Origin of the sequence: Amaricoccus sp. (assembly GCF_017995835.1) — a bacterium.
Taxonomy (GTDB): Bacteria; Pseudomonadota; Alphaproteobacteria; order Rhodobacterales; family Rhodobacteraceae; genus Amaricoccus.
This window is the reverse complement of sequence record NZ_JAGOID010000002.1, coordinates 30,182-47,000: the sequence shown is the minus strand read 5'-3', so window position 1 is coordinate 47,000 and position 16,819 is coordinate 30,182. Positions and strand designations below refer to the sequence as shown.

The following is a 16,819-nucleotide window of genomic DNA, read 5'->3' as shown; positions in this document are numbered from 1 at the left end:
GGAGCGGCGCCCGTCACGTATGCCTTACTCGGTCTTGTCGACGCCGACGAAGCGGTGGATGCCGACCGGATCCTGGGCGAAGCCGGTCACGTTGGCGCGCATCGGCACCGTCGCGATCGAGTGGGCGATGGTCGCCCACGGGGCCTGCTCCTTGAAGATCACCTGCGCCTCGTCGTAGAGCGGCTTGCGCTCCTCCTGGGCGAAGATGGTCTTGGCCTTCTGGATCAGGTCCTCGTAAGGCTGGTGGCACCACTGGGCGCGGTTGTTGGCGCCGACCGCGTCGCAGCCGAGCAGCACGCCGAGGAAGTTGTCGGGGTCGGCGTTGTCGCCGGTCCAGCCGAGCAGGACGGCGCCGTCACGGTCCTTGGCCGAGGACTGCGCCAGGTACTCGCCCCATTCCATCGAGATGATCTCGACCTTGACGCCGACGGCGGCGAAGTCGGCCTGAAGCAGTTCGGCCATGCGCCGCGCGTTCGGGTTGTAGGGCCGCTGCACCGGCATCGCCCAGATCTTCATCGACAGGTCGGTGACGCCCGCCGCCTCGAGCTCGGCCTTTGCCGCCTCGGGGTCGTAGGGGTCGTCGGTCAGGGAATCGTTGAAGGCCCAGGACGTCGGCGGCAGCGGGGCGACGGCGGCGGTGCCGACGCCCTGGAACACGGCCTCGATGATCGCGTGCTTGTTGATCGCCTTGTTCAGCGCCTTGCGCACCTCGGGCTTGTCGAACGGCGGCATCAGCGTGTTGTAGGCGAGGTAGCCGATGTTGAAGCCTTCCTGCTGCATGACGTTCAGGTCGGCGTTGCCCTTAAGCCCGTCGATGTCGGCGGGGTTCGGGTAGGGGATGATGTCGCACTCGCCGGCGACGAGCTTCTGCTGGCGCACGCCGGCGTCGACGGTGATGGCGAAGATCAGGTCGTCGATCGCCTGCTTGCCGTTCCACCATTCCGGGTTGGCCTGGTAGCGGATCACCGCGTCCTGCTGGTAGTCGACGAAGGTGAACGGGCCGGTGCCCACGGGCAGGACGTTGAACTGCTCGCGGGTTCCGGCCGCCTCGAGCTGGTCGGCGTATTCCTTGGAGACGATCGAGGCGAAGTCCATCGGGAAGGTGGCGAGCACGGTCGCGTCCGGGCGGTTCAGCACGAACTTCACGGTCATGTCGTCGACCTTGACGATCTCCTTGAGCGAGGAGGCCATGGTCGAGTTGAAATACTCCCAGGCGATGCCCGGGGCGTATTCGTACCAGGGGCTCTCCTTGTCGAACTGGCGCATGAAGGTGAACACCACGTCGTCGGCGTTCATGTCGCGCGTCGGCGTGAAGTAGGCGGTGGTCTGGAACTTGACGCCGGGGCGCAGGTGGAAGGTGATCTCGGTGCCGTCCTCCGACACTTCCCAGCTCTCGGCGAGGCCGGGCTCGGTCTCGGTCGAGCCCTTCTGGAACTCGATCAGGCGATCGTAGACGGTGCGGGAGGCGGCGTCGAAGGTGGTGCCCGAGGTCCAGGGCGCCGGGTCGAAGCCCTCGGGCGAGCCCTCGCTGCAATAGACGAGCGTCTTGGCCTGCGCGGCGCCCGCCAGCAGCAGGCCCGACGCGGTCGCGGCGAGCAGCGTGTTGATCAGTCTCATCTCTTTCCTACCCCTTGGAATGGACGACGCATTCATCGCCCGGGCCTCCCTTGTCGCTCGGGTCACGCTCTGCGGCGCTCCGGGCGCGGGGCGTTCGGCGCCCCGTGGACCGGATCAGGTTAGGTGATAAGACGCTCGGCGTGCAATAGGGGCGGAGGCGGACATGGGCGGGACGGGACGCGAGGCGGAGCGGCTGGCGCGGCTTCGCGCGGCGATGGAGCACGAGGGCCTCGACGCCGTGGCGATCGTGCCCGGCGCGAACTTCTACTACCTGACGGGTGCGAGCTTTCACCTGATGGAGCGGCCGACGCTGTTCGTGGTGACCAGCGAGGGGCTCGTCCACGCGGTGATGCCGGTTCTCGAGCGATCGCGCTGGCAGGCGGTCGCCCCCGACGCGGAGACGACCTACTGGCAGGACGCCGACGGCTACGAGGACGCCTTCGCGGCGCTGGCCAGGCGGATCGCGCCGGCGCGGATCGGGGTAGAGGGCCAGCGGATGCGGGTCTTCGAGGCCGAGGCGCTGCGCCGGGCCCTGCCGGCGGCGGCCGTCGTCGATGCGCAGGCGGCGATCTCGGGGATGCGGCTCCTCAAGGACGCAGCCGAGATCGACGCGCTCCGCCGGGCGATCGCGATCAGCGAGGCGGCGCTCGCGGCGACGCTGGGCGTGGCGGCCGCCGGCATGACCGAGACGGCGTTCCGCGGCCGCCTCGCCGCCGAGATGCTCGACGCCGGCGCCGACGGGCTGTCCTTCGAGCCGATCGTGCTCGCCGGACCCGCCTCGGCCGACCCGCACGGCTCGGCGAGCCCGGACCGCCGGCTGGAGCGCGGCCAGCCGCTGCTGATCGACTACGGCGCCGCCTGGGGCGGCTACATGGCCGACATCACCCGCACGGTCTTCGTCGGCGCCGCGCGCCCGGAGCACGCCGACATCTACGAGGCGGTGCGGCTCGCCAACGAGGTCGGGCGCACCGTCGCCGCCCCGCCGATGACGCTCGACGCGCTCGACCGCCGCGTCACCGAGAGCCTGCGCGGCTCGGGCTTCGCCGAACTCGTGGTGCACAAGACCGGCCACGGCCTCGGCCTCGACGTCCACGAGGCGCCGCAGGTGATGGTCGGCAACCTGCAACCGATCGAGGCCGGCATGGTGTTCACCATCGAGCCGGGCCTCTATCGCGAGGGCGACATCGGCGTGCGCATCGAGGACGACGTCCTGGCGACCGCGAGCGGCGCCACGTCGCTGACGAGCTTCGAGCGGTCGCTGACGCTGATCGGCTGAAGGCGGCGGCGACGGGGCAGGGACACGCCCGCCGCGTCAGCCGCCGCCGGCTGCGGGGGTGACCATGGCGGCGATGGCGCGGGGCATGTCGAGGCGGCCGATCACGCGGCCGTCCGCGCCGACGACCGACATGGCGTCGACGCTGTTCGAGACCATCTGCTTGACGGCTGCGTCGAGCGTCGTCTCCGGAGCCACCTGCGGGCCGGCGGGCGCGGAAGCGTCGGGCGGGCCCATCACCGCGTCGACGCGGATCACCCGGCCGCGGTTCACCTCGCGCACGAAGGTCGCGACGTAGTCGTCGGCCGGGCGCAGCACGATGTCCTGGCTCGTGCCCTGCTGGATCACCCTCCCGTCGCGCAGGATGGCGATCTGGTCGCCGAGCCGCAGCGCCTCGTCGAGGTCGTGGGTGATGAAGACGATGGTCTTGCGCAGCTCCTTTTGCAGATCGAGAAGCACGGTCTGCATGTCCACCCGGATCAGCGGATCGAGCGCCGAATAGGCCTCGTCCATCAGCAGGATCGGCGCGTCGTTGGTCAGCGCGCGGGCGAGCCCCACGCGCTGCTGCATGCCGCCGGAGAGCTGGTTGGGATAGCGGTCCTCGTACCCATTGAGGCCGACCCGCTCGATCCAGCGCATCGCCCGCTCGCGCTGCTCGGCCCGCGGCGCGCCCTGCACCTCCAGCCCGTAGACGGCGTTGTCGAGCACGGTCCGGTGCGGCAGCAGCGCGAACTTCTGGAACACCATCGCGGTCTGGTGACGGCGGAACGCCCGCAGCTCGTCCGGGGACATCGCCACCACGTCCTGCCCGCCGACGAGCACCTGCCCGAAGGTCGGGTCGATCAGCCGGTTCACGTGGCGGATCAGCGTCGACTTGCCCGAGCCGGACAGGCCCATGATCACCTGGATCGACCCGGCCGGCATCGAGATGTTGATGTCGTCGAGGCCGAGGACATGGGCGTGCCGCCGGTTCAGCTCGGCCTTGGTCATTCCGGCGCGCACCGCGTCGACATAGGCCGCACCGTTCGCGCCGAAGATCTTGTAGAGGTTGCGGATCTCGATCCCGGTCCCGCCGGACGGCGGCTCAGCCATGGACCACCTCCCGGTGCCTCTGCAACCGGCGGCCGTAGGCCTGGCTCACCCGGTCGAACATCACGGCGATGCCGACGATGGCGAGGCCGTTGAACATGCCGAGCGTGAAATACTGGTTGGAGATCGCCTTCAGCACCGGCTGGCCCAGGCCCTGCACGCCGATCATCGCCGCGATCACCACCATGGCGAGCGCCATCATGATCGTCTGGTTCACGCCCGTCATGATCGTCGGCAGCGCCAGCGGCAGCTGCACCGTCCAGAGCTTCTGCCAGGACGAGGCGCCGAAGGCGTCGGCCGCCTCGATCACGTCGCGGTCGACGAGGCGGATGCCGAGGTCGGTCAGCCGGATCATCGGCGGCAGGGCATAGATCACCACCGCGATCAGGCCCGGCACCTTGCCGATGCCGAGGAGCATGACGACGGGGATCAGGTAGACGAAGCTCGGCATCGTCTGCATCACGTCGAGGATCGGGTTGACGAAAGCGCGAACCCGGTCGGAGCGCGCCATCCAGATCCCGAGCGGGATGCCGACGGCGATCGAGAGCACCGTGCAGACGACGATCATCGAGATCGTGCGCATCGTGTCCTCCCACATGCCGAAATAGCCGATCAGCACCAGCGTGCCGACCGCGCCGGCGACCACGCGCCAGTTCCGGCTCGCGGCCCAGGCGATCAGCGCGACGAGGATCAGGATGATCGGCCAGGGCGTCTGGGTCATGAACCGCTCGGACTGGACGAGGAACCAGCGCAACGGTTCGAAGAACGCCTCGATACTGTCGCCATAGGCGCGGGTGAAGGCGCGAAAGCCGTCGTCGATCGTCTTCTTGAGATCGCGCAGCAGCGCGTCGTTCATTTGCGGGAAGCTGGTCAGCCAGTCCATCGTCCTCTCCCTGCCGTCCTGCGGGTGGGGGGCCGCCGTCCCCCGCCCCGCCGTCTCCGGCGGGGCGGTCCGTCGCGGCGGGCGGCGCTCAGAGCGCCGCCTTGACCTTCTCGGCGACCTCGGGGCTCACCCACTGGGTCCAGACGTCGGGGCTTTCATTCAGGAAGTGGAGCGCGCCGTCCTCGCCGGTCGCCTGGTTGTCGGTCATCCAGGCCAGCAGCTTGTTGACCGTCGCATTGTCCCAGCGGCGGGCCTTGAAGTAGTCCATGACCGGGCCGGCGCGTTCGGCGAACCCGGTGGTCACGAGCGTCTCGACCCGGTCGACCGGCCAGGTGTTGAGCTTCGGGTCCGGGCAGTCCGGGACGGAGTTGCAGCGCTTCCACTCCGCCTCGTCGAGCGGCGCGTCGAAGCCGAGCTTGACCATCTCGTACTTGCCGAGCAGCGAGGTCGGGGCCCAGTAGTAGCCCATCCAGCCCTCGCCGCGCTCGTAGGCCTTGGCGAGCGAGCCGTCGAGCCCGGCGGCCGAGCCCGGATCGACGAGGACGAAGCCCTTGTCGGCCGCGCCGTAGGCCCTGAAGAACTGGCCCGTCACGTTGGCGCCGCCCCAGCCCTGCGGTCCGTTGACGACGGCGCCCTTGCCCGGATCCTCGGCGTCGGGGAAGAGCTCGGGATGGGCGAGCGCGTCGGCGATGGTCTTGATCTCGGGGTTCGCGTCGGCGACGTATTTGGGGATCCACCAGCCCTGGTCGCCGCCGTCGGCGAGCGAGGCGCCGGTCGACACGATCTTGCCGTCGGCGATGCCGCCCTGCACGATCTCGGGCAGGAGATCCACCCAGCCCTCCGGCGCGACGTCGGGTTCGCCCTTCTCGACCATCGAGGTGATGGTGGGCACGGTGTCGCCGATGGTGATCTCCGCGTCGCAGCCGAAGCCGTGCTCGAGGATGAAGGCGTCGAGGTTCGCCAGCACCTCGGCCGACTGCCAGTTCATGCTCGCGATGGTCACGTCGCCGCACTCCTGGGCCGATGCGGCCGAGGCTGTCGCGGCGAGGCCGATCGCGAGCGCCGAAGTGGTGAGGAGGTGTCTCATGCGTCAGGTCTCCCTGCTGGAGGATTGAATGGGGCCGGCTTCGGGCCGGTCTGTCGTTGCGTCACGTCGGCTCGGCCGCGGGTGCGGGGGAGGCGGCGGCGCCTCCCCTTGATGCGCCTCCGGGCCGGGCCGCGGATGGGCGCGGGCGACCCCCTGGGGGCGAAACCCGCCTTCTCCGTCCGGGCGGGCGGCGGCGCTCAGCATTCCGGCAGGTTGACGGCGAGCCCGCCGGTCGAGGTTTCCTTGTACTTCACGCTCATGTCGTGGCCGGTCTGGCGCATCGTCTCGATGCAGGCGTCGAGCGGCACGACGTGCACGCCGTCGCCGCGCAGCGCCAGAGAGGCGGCGGCGACGGCCTTGATGGCGCCAAGCCCGTTGCGCTCGATGCAGGGCACCTGCACGAGGCCCTTCACCGGGTCGCAGGTCATGCCGAGGTGATGCTCGAGCGCGATCTCGGCGGCGTTCTCGATCTGCGCGTTCGAGCCGCCGAGCGCGGCGCACAGGCCGGCGGCGGCCATGGCGGCGGCGGAGCCGACCTCGCCCTGGCACCCGACCTCGGCGCCCGAGATCGAGGCGTTGGTCTTGATGATGCCGCCGACGGCGGCGGCGGTCAGCAGGAAGTCGTGGACCCCCGCGTGGGTCGCGCCGACGCAGTGGTCGCGGTAGTAGCGGATGACGGCGGGGATGACGCCGGCGGCGCCGTTCGTCGGCGCGGTGACGACCTGGCCGCCGGCGGCGTTCTCCTCGTTCACCGCCATGGCGTAGACCGAGAGCCAGTCGTTGACGACATGCGGCTGGGCGGCGTTGTTGCCGCGCTCGGCGAGGAGCGCCTGGTGGATCGCCCGGGCGCGGCGGCGGACCTTGAGGCCGCCGGGGAGCGTGCCATCGGTGGCGAGGCCGCGGTCGATGCAGGCGTCCATCACCGTCCAGAGCCGGTCGAGGCCCGCGTCGATCGGCCCGGCGCCCCCGGCGGTCTCGTTGGCGCGCTTCATCGCGGCGATCGAGAGGCCGGAGGCCGCGCCCATCGCCAGCATCTCGGCGGCGGTGGCGAAGGGAAAGGGGCGGTCCACCCGGGCGTCGTCGCCCCGCAGCGCCTCGGTCCTGAGCTGGCGCTCGGTCAGGACGAAGCCGCCGCCGACGGAATAGTAGGTCTCGGTCAGGTGCAGGTTGCCGGCGGCGTCGAAGGCCCGGAGCACCATGCCGTTGGCGTGGCCGGGGAGCGGCGGGCCATAGTCGAAGACCACGCCCTTGTGCGGATCGAAGGCGAGCGCGCCCACGCCGGGGACGTCGATGCGGCCGGTCTCGCGCAGCGCGGCGAGGCGGCGCTCGGCCTCCTCGGGGTCGAGCGTGTCGGGGACGAAGCCGAGAAGGCCGAGGATCACGGCGCGGTCGGTGGCGTGGCCCTTGCCGGTGAAGGCGAGGCTGCCGTGCAGCGTCGCCTGCACCCGGACCGCGACGCCGGAGCCGGGAATGCGATCGGCGCCGTCGCGCAGGGCGTCGAGGAAACGCGCGGCCGCGATCATCGGACCCATCGTGTGCGAGGACGAGGGGCCGACGCCGACCTTGAAGATATCGAAGACGCTCAGGAACATCGTGACACCCCGATCCCACTATCGGACGCGACGGGGGGCGATGTCGAGCGCCGTCTCGGGGTCCGGCGGCCAGTTCGGGCAGCGGTGTGCGCCCGCCCCGCCGGTCCGGCGAGCCGAGGCGGCCTGCAATCAGATCGGAAGCGGGTTGGCGGGTCGCGTGACGCCAGAGCGAACTTCAGGCCGCCTGAGCGGGCTGCGGGCAGGTCGTCCGGGTCGGGTCTGGTGTGCCGACACCACCTACCTGCCGATGTGTCGGGGCTTCCTCTATCTGGTCGCCGTGATGGATTGGTCCACGCAAGGTTCTGGCCTGGCGCATCTCGGCATCCCGCACTATGCGCTCAAGACCAAGACCGGCCCGCGACTGATGGAACCCTTCCGAGGACCAGCCACCAAGAACGTTCCGGCCGCTATGGATGCCGCCTAGGGAAGGTGGCTTTCGAGCCAGGAGGGCGATTGGCGTTACAAACCCGCCAGCCGGTCGCGGGCGGCGGCGAGGATCGTGATCTCCTCCTCCAGCGCCTCCAACCGGGCGCGGGCCTCGTCGATCACCTCCTCGGGCGCGCGCGCCATGAAGGCGGCGTTCCCGAGCTTCGATCGCAACCCGCCCGCCTCGCGCTCCTGTTTCTCGATCGCCTTCGCCAGCCGCACCCGCTCGGCGTCCACGTCGATCACGCCCGCGAGCGGGATCGCGAAGGCGAAGCCGCCGACCGTGACCGTGACGGCCCCCTTCGGCGCCTCGGTCGCCGTCTCGAAGCGCTCGATCCGCGCGAGCCGCGCCACCAGCGCCCGGTTGCGGTCGAGCCAGGCCGGCTCCGCCGTTTCGACGGTGACGAGCGTCACCTTCGCGCCGGCCGGCACGTGCATCTGGGCGCGCACCGAACGGATCTCGTCGACCAGCCCGACCACTGCGTTCATCTCCGCGTCGGCCTCCGCGTCGATCATCTCCGCCCCGAAGGTCGGCCAGTCGCCGAGCGCGAGCACGGTCCCGCGCTCCGCCGTCTGCCCCCAGAGCGCCTCGGTGACGAAGGGCATGATCGGATGCAGCATGACGAGGCACTGCTCCAGCGCCCACGCCATGGTCGCCCGCGTCTCGGCCGCCGTCTCCGGGTCGGCGAGGAGCGGCTTGGCGAACTCGACGTACCAGTCGCAGACCTTGCCCCAGACATGGCCATAGAGCGCCGCCGCGGCGTCGTTGAAGCGGTACTCCCCGAGCGCCGCGTCGAGCGCGACGCGCAGCCGCCCCGTCTCGCCGACGATCCACTTGTTGGCGGTCAGCCGCACGCCCGTGGGCTCGAAGCCCGGCACGGGCCGGCACTCGTTCATCTCGGCGAAGCGCGCGGCGTTCCAGAGCTTGGTGCCGAAGTTGCGATAGCCCGCGATCCGGTCCCGGGAGAGCTTGAGGTCGCGCCCCATCGCCGCCATCGCCGCGAGCGTGAAGCGCACCGCGTCCGCCCCGTACTCGTCGATCAGCTCCAGCGGGTCGAGCACGTTGCCGAGCGATTTCGACATCTTCTTGCCCTTCTCGTCGCGGACGAGCGGGTGGACATAGACATCGCGGAACGGAACCTCGCCGACGAGCGCGAGCTGCATCATCATCATCCGGGCGACCCAGAAGAACAGGATGTCGAAGCCGGTGACGAGAACGGAGGTCGGATAGTAGCGGCGCAGGTCGTCGGTCTCCTCGGGCCAGCCGAGCGTGCCGATCGGCCAGATGCCGGAGGAGAACCAGGTGTCGAGGACGTCGGGGTCGCGCCGGAGCATGACGAAGGCGACGTCAGCCTCCTCGGGGAACTCGCCGGCGACGTCCTCGGACTCGCCCTCGAAGCGGACGATGACCCGCTCGCCCATGCGGGCGCGATACCAGGCCTCGGCGTCCTCGCGCACCGCCTCGCGGCTCGCGCCGCAGAAGGCGCGCACCAGCCGCCCATGCTCGGCGAAAACGTGCGGCTCGTCCGCCGGCGGGGTTGCCCCCCCGGCCTCGTGCTGCAGCCGTCCCTGCGGATCCACCCAGTCGCCATACCACACCGGGATCTGGTGCCCCCACCAGAGCTGGCGCGAGATGCACCAGGGCTCGATGTTCTCGAGCCAGTGGAAATAGACCTTCTCCTGGCTTTCCGGCAGGATGCGGGTGCGGCCCTCGCGCACCGCCGCCATTGCCGGGCCGGCGAGCTTTTCGGCGTCGACGTACCACTGGTCCGTCAGGAACGGCTCGATCGCGACCCTGGAGCGGTCGCCGTGCGGGACGGTGTGGGTCTCGGCGTCGATGCCGTCGAGCCAGCCCTGGTCCTTCGCCAGCGCGACGATCAGCTCGCGCGCCTCGTAGCGGTCCATGCCGTCGAGATCGGCGAGCTCGTCGCCGCCGTCGATGCCGGCCCAGAACCCGGCGTTGTCGCGAAGCGCAATCCGCGCCCGGGTGTCCATGACGTTGATCGCGCCGAGCCCGGCGCGCTTGCCGACCTCCCAGTCGTTGAAGTCGTGCGCCGGCGTGATCTTCACCGCGCCGGTGCCCTTCTCGGGGTCGGCGTAGGCGTCGGCGACGATCGGGATGGAGCGCCCGACCAGCGGCAGGCGCACCGTCCTGCCGACGAGGTGGGCATAGCGCGGGTCATCGGGGTGGACCGCGACGCCGGTGTCGCCGAGCATGGTCTCCGGCCGGGTGGTGGCGACGACGAGATAGTCCCGCGTCTCGAACGCCGTCGGCCTGCCGTCCTCGTCGAAGGCGACCGGGTGCTCGCAGGTCGCGCCGCCTTCCAGCGGGTAACGCAGGCGCCAGAGGCTGCCCATCTCCTCGACCTGCTCGACCTCGAGGTCGGAAATCGCCGTTTCGAAATGTGGATCCCAGTTGACCAGACGCTTGCCGCGGAAAATGAGCCCGCGCTCGTAAAGCGTGACGAAGGCGCGCAGAACCGCGTCGTGGAAGTTGCCTTCCTCGCCCGCCGGCGCCGCCGGGGCGCCCGACATGGTGAAGGCGTTCCGCGAAAGGTCGAAGCTGTCTCCCAGCCGCTCGCACTGGCGCAGGATCGTGCCGCCCGACTGCGCCTTCCACTCCCAGACCTTCCTGACGAAGGCGTCGCGCCCCATCTCGCGCCGACCCGGCGCCTTGGCCTTCGCCAGCTCGCGCTCGACGACCATCTGCGTGGCGATGCCGGCATGGTCGAGGCCGGGTTGCCACAGCGTGTCGAAGCCCTGCATCCGCTTCCAGCGCGCCAGGATGTCCATCAGCGTGTGGTTGAAGGCATGGCCCATGTGCAGGCTGCCGGTGACGTTCGGCGGCGGCAGCAGGATGGAAAAGGCGTCCGCCCCCGGCCGCGCGTGCGCGCCGGCCGCGAAGGCGCCGGCCTCGCGCCACAGCGCGCTGATCCGCGGCTCCTCGGCGGCGGCGTCGAAGGTCTTTTCCATGGTCGCCTCGGGGTCGCGGCAGGGGTTGGGGCGTGGGCGATCCTTCTAGCGGCGGGCGGGACGGAGGGAAAGACCCAGGCGGGGCAGCGCCGCCGGGGCGTCCGGGTTCGCCCGGACCGGAACCACCGCTTGACCCGTCGCCGGTCGCGCCCATAGCGTCGCCCCGGTCGCGTCGCAGCGCGCAATCTTCTTGCGCGCCGGATCGGGCGATGCGTCCTTCTTCCCGGTTGTCTGCGCGCAAAGGAGACACGCAATGAACAGACCAGCCACCGACCGCCGACCGCATCCCGGGGCTGGCGCGCCCCCGGGCGGCGAGGGCGGGGCGCTCGCCGGCATCGCGCTGCGGTTCACCGCCTGGGCCGAACGCTGGTTCCCCGACGCCTTCATCTTCGTCGCGATCGCGGTGGTCGTCGTCGCCGCCGGCGCGCTCGCCAACGGCGCCTCGCCGGGGGCGGTCACGGCGGCGTTCGGCGACGGCTTCTGGACGCTCATCCCCTTCACCATGCAGATGGCGTTCGTCACCATCGGCGGCTACGTCGTGGCGACCTCGCCACCGATGCAGCGGCTGATCGACCGCTTCGCCCTGATCCCCAAGACCAGCCGCGGCGCCGTCGGCTTCGTCGGCGCCGTCAGCATGCTCTTCTCGCTGCTCAGCTGGGGTCTCAGCCTGATCTTCGGCGGCCTGCTCGTCCGCGCGATCGCGCGGCGGACCGACCTGCGCGTCGACTACCGCGCCGCGGGGGCGGCCGCCTATCTCGGCCTCGGCGCCACCTGGGCGCTGGGCCTGAGCTCGTCCGCCGCCCAGCTCCAGGCCAACCCCGCGAGCCTTCCCCCCGCGCTCCTGCCGATCACCGGAGTGATTCCGTTCACCGAGACGATCTTCCTGTGGCAGTCGATGGTGGTCGCGGCGGTGCTGATCGTGATCTCGACCGTGATCTGCATCTGGTCGGCGCCGACCGGGGCCTCGGCGGTGACCGCCGAGGATCTGGGCGTCGACGTCAGCGAACGCGAGGATGACCTGCCGCCGCCCCGTCAGCCCGGCGAATGGCTCGAGCACTCGCCGCTCCTGACAGTCCTCGTGGTCGCCCTCGCGGTCGGCTGGACCATCCAGGAGTTCACCCGGCAGAGCGCCATCGTCGCCATCTCGAACCTCAACACCTACAACCTCATGTTCCTCATGGCCGGGCTCCTGCTGCACTGGAAGCCCAAGCGCTTCCTGATGGCGGTCTACAAGTCGGTGCCGGCCACGACGGGCGTGCTGATCCAGTTCCCCTTCTACGCCGCGATCAGCTACATCCTCACCCATGCCGCGAACCCGGCCGGCGAGACGCTTTCGCACCTCGTCTCGGAGGCCTTCGTCGCGGTGTCGACGCATGACAGCTTCCCGGTGGTCATGGGCGCCTATTCGGCGGTGCTGGGCTTCTTCATCCCCTCCGGCGGCGGCAAGTGGCTGCTCAAGGCGCCCTACGTCATGCAGGCGGCGAACGAGCTCAAGGTGCATCTCGGCTGGACGGTCCAGATCTACAATGCGGCCGAGGCCCTGCCGAACCTGATCAACCCGTTCTGGATGCTGCCGCTCCTCGGCATCCTCGGCCTCAAGGCGCGCGACATCGTGGGCTTCACCTTCCTGCAGCTCGTGGCGCATCTGCCGGTGGTGCTGTTCCTGCTGTGGTTCCTCGCCGGGACGCTGGCCTACGTGGCGCCCGTGATGCCGGGCTGAACGGGGCTGCCGCAGGTCTGGACGGTGGCGGCGAAACCGCTACTGTCCGGGCCAAAGAATGCCGAGGGAGGCTCGCAGCCATGCCGAAGTTCGGCCTCAGCCAGTCCGTGCGCCGCAAGGAGGACAAGCGTTTCCTCACCGGGACGGGCGACTACGTCGACGATCACGCGCCGCAGCGCGCGCTGCACGCGCTCTTCTTCCGCAGCCCGGTCGGCCATGGGCGGATCGACGGACTGGACGTATCGGCGGCGCGGGCGGTTCCGGGCGTGGTCGCGGTCTACACGGCCGCCGACTTCGCGGGCAAGCTCGACAACGGCATGGATTTCGGGATCGTCCGCAACCGCGACGGCTCGCCGGCGGCCTCGCCGCGCCGGCCGATCCTCGCCGAGGACGTCGTGCGCTACGCCGGCGAGGCGATCGCCGTGGCGGTGGCCGAGACGCGGGCGGCGGCGCTCGACGCCATCGACGCGATCCTCTGCGACTTCGAGGATCTGCCCGCGCATGTCGGGACCGCGGTCGGGGGCGACACGATCCATCCCGAGGCGCCCGGCAACCTCGCCTATGACTGGGCCTTCGGCGACGAGGCGGCGACTGCGGCGGCCTTCGCCACGGCCGCGCACACCACCCGGCTCGAGCTCGTCAACAACCGCGTCATGGGCATGTCGATGGAGCCGCGCGGGGCTTGGGCCGAGTGGAACGGCACGCGGCTGCACGTCGCCTATTCCGGCCAGGGCGTGTGGATGCTGAAGGACGAGCTCGCCAAGCGGTTCGCGCTGCCCAAGGCCGACGTGCGGGTGACGACGCCGGACGTGGGCGGCGGCTTCGGGATCAAGACCTTCAACTATCCGGAATACTTCGCCGTCGCCTTCGCGGCGCGCGAGCTCGGCCGGCCGGTCCGCTGGATGTCGGGCCGGGGCGAGGCGATGCTGACCGACAACGGCGGCCGCGATCACGTCACCGTGGCGGAGGCGGCCTTCGACTCGGACCTGAAGCTCACGGCCGTGCGGGTGGACTGCGTCGCGAACCTCGGCGCCTACAATTCCGCCTTCGGCCAGTACATCGCCTCGGACGTGGCGCTGAAGGTCATGCCGGGGGTCTACGACTTCCAGACCGCCTTCGTGAACGTCAGGGGCGTCTACACCAACACCGCCCCGGTCGACGCCTATCGCGGCGCCGGGCGGCCGGAATCGATCTACACGATCGAGCGGCTGATGGACTGGTCGGCCCGCCAGCTCGGGGTCGACGCGCTGGAGCTGCGCCGCAGGAGCTTCATCCCGCGCGCGAGCTTCCCCTACCGGACGGTGGTGGGCGAGCTCTACGACGTCGGCGACTTCGAGCGCGTGCTCGGCCGGGCGGTGGCCGAGGCCGACCTCGCGGGCTTCGCCGCGCGCAAGGCCGCTTCGGCCGGGGCCGGCCGGCTGCGCGGGCTCGGGCTCTGCTACTACATCGAATCGATCCTCGGCGAGGATCGCGAGGGCGCCGCCATCGTCTTCGCCGAGGACGGCATGGTGGAGATCTATGCCGGCACCCAGTCGAACGGTCAGGGACACGAGACGGTCTTCGCGCAGTTCCTGCACCAGCGGGCGGGAATCCCCTTCGACCGGATCCGCTACGTCCAGGGCGACAGCGACCGCATCGCCCGGGGCGGCGGCACCGGCGGCTCGCGCTCGGTGACATTGCAGGGCAACGCCATCAACCAGGCGGCGGACGAGGTGATCGCCAGGTTCCGCCCGCTGGCCGAGGAGGAACTGGAGGTCGCCCGGGCCGATCTCGTCTGGGAGGACGGCGCCTTTCGCGTCACAGGCACCGACCGCTCGGTCGACCTGATCCGCCTCGCCGAGGTCGCCCGCGCCAAGGGGCTGACCGGCCTCCTCGTCACCGAGACGAAGTACAAGGTCCCCGGCCGCTCCTACCCCAACGGCGCGCATTTCGCCGAGGTCGAGGTCGACCCGGAGACCGGCGCGGTGCGGGTGGATCGCTATACGGTGGTGGACGACTTCGGCTTCCTGGTGAACCCGATGCTCGCCGAGGGCCAGGTCCATGGCGGCGTGGCTCAGGGCTACGGCCAGGCGGTCGCCGAGCGGGTAGTCTATTCGCCCGAGGGACAGCTCCTCTCCGGCTCGTTCATGGACTACGCCATGCCGCGCGCCGGCGATTTGCCGAACATCGCCTTCTCGACCGAGCTCGTCCCCTCGACGGCCAACGAGACCGGCATGAAGGGTTGCGGCGAGGCAGGCACGGTCGGCGCGCTCGCCGCCGTCACCAACGCCACCCTCGACGCGCTCTGGGAGGTCGGCGTGCGTCACGTCGACATGCCGCTGACGCCCTCGCGGGTGTGGAGCTGGATCGACGGCGCGCGGCGCGCGGCGGAGTGAGGGCAGGGCGGGCCGGGCGCCTAGCCCCCTGAGCCGGCCTTCCTCGCCGCCTCGGCCGAGCGGGCGGCATAGTGCTCGACCAGCGCGGCCATGTCCTCGAGCCTGAGGGGCGCGCGCAGCAGGCCGCGCGCGTTCGGGACCAGCTCGAAGATCGCGCTGTCGGAGAAGAACCCCCGCGCCGTCACCGCAATGATCGGGATGTCGGGGTTGCGATAGGTGGCGAAGTCCGCCACCTCGATCGCCTCGCCGCCTTCGAGTTCCATGTCGAGCACCAGCGCCTCGAAGGACTGCGCGCGCAATGCGTCATAGGCCCCGTCGGCTGTCGCCGCGAGGGTGCAGGCCATGCCCTGCCTCCCGAGGAACCCGGCCCAGATGCGCGCCAGATCCCGATTGTGCTCGACGATCAGTACCCTCACGAGCGCTCCTCGCGGCGCAGCGGCCGCGTCCACGTGCGAACTATACACGAACGGTTCCGCTTTGAAAGCGAGGCGCCGCGAAAGGAAATGTCCGGAGGGCTTGCGCGCAACGCGGGGAAGCGCAAGGGTCCGGCGCAGAACGTGGAGGGAGTCGCATGAGCGAAGAAATCGTAATCCTTGGCGCCGGGCGCAGCGCCATCGGCGGGTTCGGGGGCAGCCTCGCCGGCACGCCGCCCACGGCGCTGGCCGCGACGGTGGCCAAGGCCGTTCTCGAGCGCGCCGGCGTCGAGGGCAAGCAGATCGGCCAGGTTTTCCTGGGCCACGTCATCAACACCGAGCCCCGCGACATGTACGTGAGCCGCGTCGCCGCGCTCGACGCGGGCATTCCGGATTCGGCCGGCGCGATGAACGTCAACCGCCTCTGCGGCTCGGGCGCGCAGGCGATCGCCTCGGCCTACCAGGTGCTGGCGCTCGGCGACTGCGACTTCGCGCTCGCTGGCGGCGTCGAGAGCATGTCGCGCTCGCCCTACGCGCTCACCTCCGCGCGCTGGGGCCAGAAGATGGGCGACACGGCGGCGATCGACATGATGGTCGGCGCGCTCACCTGCCCGATGGGTACCGGCCACATGGGCGTCACCGCCGAGAACGTCGCCGCCGAGGCCCAGATCACCCGCGAGGACCAGGACGCCTTCGCCGTGGAAAGCCAGTCCCGCGCCGCGGGCGCGATCAAGGGCGGCCGCTTCGAGAGCCAGATCATTCCGATCGAGGTCAAGGTGAAGCGCGACATGGTCGCCTGGGCGACCGACGAGCACCCCAAGGCCACCACGCTCGAGGCGCTGGCGAAGCTCCGGCCGGCCTTCAAGAAGGACGGCAGCGTCACGGCCGGCAACGCCTCCGGGCTCAACGACGGCGCCGCGGCCGTGGTCGTGGCGCGGGCTGACGCCGCTGAGAAGGCCGGGCTGAAGCCGATGGCGCGCATCCTCGGCTATGCCGTCGAGGGCGTGCCGGCCCGCACGATGGGCGTCGGCCCGATCGCGGCGGTCGGCAAGCTCCTGAAGAAGCTCGGGATGACGGCCGACCAGTTCGACGTGATCGAGTCGAACGAGGCCTTCGCGGCGCAGGCGATCGCGGTGAACCGCGGCCTTGGCCTCGACACCGCCAAGGTCAACCCGAACGGCGGCGCCATCGCGCTCGGCCACCCGCTCGGCGCGACCGGCGCGATCCTGACGGTGAAGGCGCTCTACGAGCTTGAGCGTACCGGCGGCAAGTATGGCCTGATCACCATGTGCATCGGCGGCGGCCAGGGCATCGCGCTCGCGGTCGAGAAGGTCTGAGCGCCGCCGCCGCCCGACCATCGAGGATGCGCCG

The 16,819-nt window shown here is 70.6% G+C and carries 11 protein-coding genes and 1 pseudogene; 5 read left to right on the top strand and 7 right to left on the bottom strand.

What is annotated here, in order from left to right; genetic code table 11:
- Positions 1 to 24: 24 nt before the first annotated feature.
- On the bottom strand, positions 25 to 1,617 hold the full coding sequence (locus KBA23_RS00600) for an ABC transporter substrate-binding protein (RefSeq protein ID WP_290735368.1): 1,593 nt from the start codon (positions 1,615 to 1,617) through the stop codon (positions 25 to 27).
- A 163-nt stretch (positions 1,618 to 1,780) separates the two neighbouring features.
- On the opposite strand from KBA23_RS00600, the gene KBA23_RS00595 reads away from it, so the two are divergent.
- Complete coding sequence (locus tag KBA23_RS00595) at positions 1,781 to 2,893, top strand: Xaa-Pro peptidase family protein (protein ID WP_290735364.1); 1,113 nt, start codon at positions 1,781 to 1,783, stop codon at positions 2,891 to 2,893.
- A 36-nt stretch (positions 2,894 to 2,929) separates the two neighbouring features.
- Here KBA23_RS00595 and KBA23_RS00590 read toward each other — a convergent pair whose 3' ends face one another.
- From KBA23_RS00590 to KBA23_RS00575, 4 genes are all read right to left on the bottom strand, one after another.
- Positions 2,930 to 3,982 (bottom strand): glycine betaine/L-proline ABC transporter ATP-binding protein, encoded by a 1,053-nt coding sequence (locus tag KBA23_RS00590; RefSeq protein WP_290735361.1) that lies wholly within the window; start codon positions 3,980 to 3,982, stop codon positions 2,930 to 2,932.
- Positions 3,975 to 4,862, bottom strand: a complete 888-nt coding sequence (locus tag KBA23_RS00585) for a proline/glycine betaine ABC transporter permease (protein WP_290735357.1) — start codon at positions 4,860 to 4,862, stop codon at positions 3,975 to 3,977. Before KBA23_RS00585 ends, KBA23_RS00590 begins: the two co-directional genes overlap by 8 nt.
- A gap of 88 nt (positions 4,863 to 4,950) precedes the next feature.
- Positions 4,951 to 5,949, bottom strand: coding sequence for an ABC transporter substrate-binding protein (locus tag KBA23_RS00580; RefSeq protein ID WP_290735354.1), 999 nt, complete (start codon positions 5,947 to 5,949; stop codon positions 4,951 to 4,953).
- Positions 5,950 to 6,146: 197 nt separating this feature from the next.
- A complete protein-coding gene (locus tag KBA23_RS00575) occupies positions 6,147 to 7,541 on the bottom strand; it encodes an L-serine ammonia-lyase (protein ID WP_290735351.1) in 1,395 nt (464 codons plus the stop codon).
- Between the two features lie 205 nt (positions 7,542 to 7,746).
- On the opposite strand from KBA23_RS00575, the pseudogene KBA23_RS00570 reads away from it, so the two are divergent.
- A pseudogene (locus tag KBA23_RS00570) lies at positions 7,747 to 7,861 on the top strand (IS3 family transposase); the annotation flags it as partial.
- Between the two features lie 139 nt (positions 7,862 to 8,000).
- Here KBA23_RS00570 and KBA23_RS00565 read toward each other — a convergent pair.
- Positions 8,001 to 10,940 carry a valine--tRNA ligase gene (locus KBA23_RS00565; protein WP_290735346.1) on the bottom strand — a complete coding sequence of 980 codons (2,940 nt, stop codon included), beginning with the start codon at positions 10,938 to 10,940 and terminating at the stop codon, positions 8,001 to 8,003.
- Positions 10,941 to 11,193: 253 nt separating this feature from the next.
- Here KBA23_RS00565 and KBA23_RS00560 point away from each other — a divergent pair, with 253 nt between their 5' ends.
- Positions 11,194 to 12,660 carry a TIGR00366 family protein gene (locus KBA23_RS00560; protein ID WP_290735343.1) on the top strand — a complete coding sequence of 489 codons (1,467 nt, stop codon included), beginning with the start codon at positions 11,194 to 11,196 and terminating at the stop codon, positions 12,658 to 12,660.
- Positions 12,661 to 12,740: 80 nt separating this feature from the next.
- Entirely contained in the window at positions 12,741 to 15,035 is a 2,295-nt protein-coding gene (locus KBA23_RS00555) for a xanthine dehydrogenase family protein molybdopterin-binding subunit (RefSeq protein WP_290735340.1), read from the top strand.
- A 20-nt stretch (positions 15,036 to 15,055) separates the two neighbouring features.
- On the opposite strand, the gene KBA23_RS00550 is transcribed toward KBA23_RS00555, so the two are convergent.
- On the bottom strand, positions 15,056 to 15,451 hold the full coding sequence (locus tag KBA23_RS00550) for a response regulator (RefSeq protein ID WP_290735337.1): 396 nt from the start codon (positions 15,449 to 15,451) through the stop codon (positions 15,056 to 15,058).
- A gap of 155 nt (positions 15,452 to 15,606) precedes the next feature.
- Between KBA23_RS00550 and bktB the strand changes: the two genes are divergently transcribed.
- Positions 15,607 to 16,785: a beta-ketothiolase BktB gene (gene bktB, locus KBA23_RS00545; RefSeq protein ID WP_290735334.1), complete on the top strand. Its 1,179-nt coding sequence runs from the start codon at positions 15,607 to 15,609 to the stop codon at positions 16,783 to 16,785.
- Positions 16,786 to 16,819 lie beyond the last annotated feature (34 nt).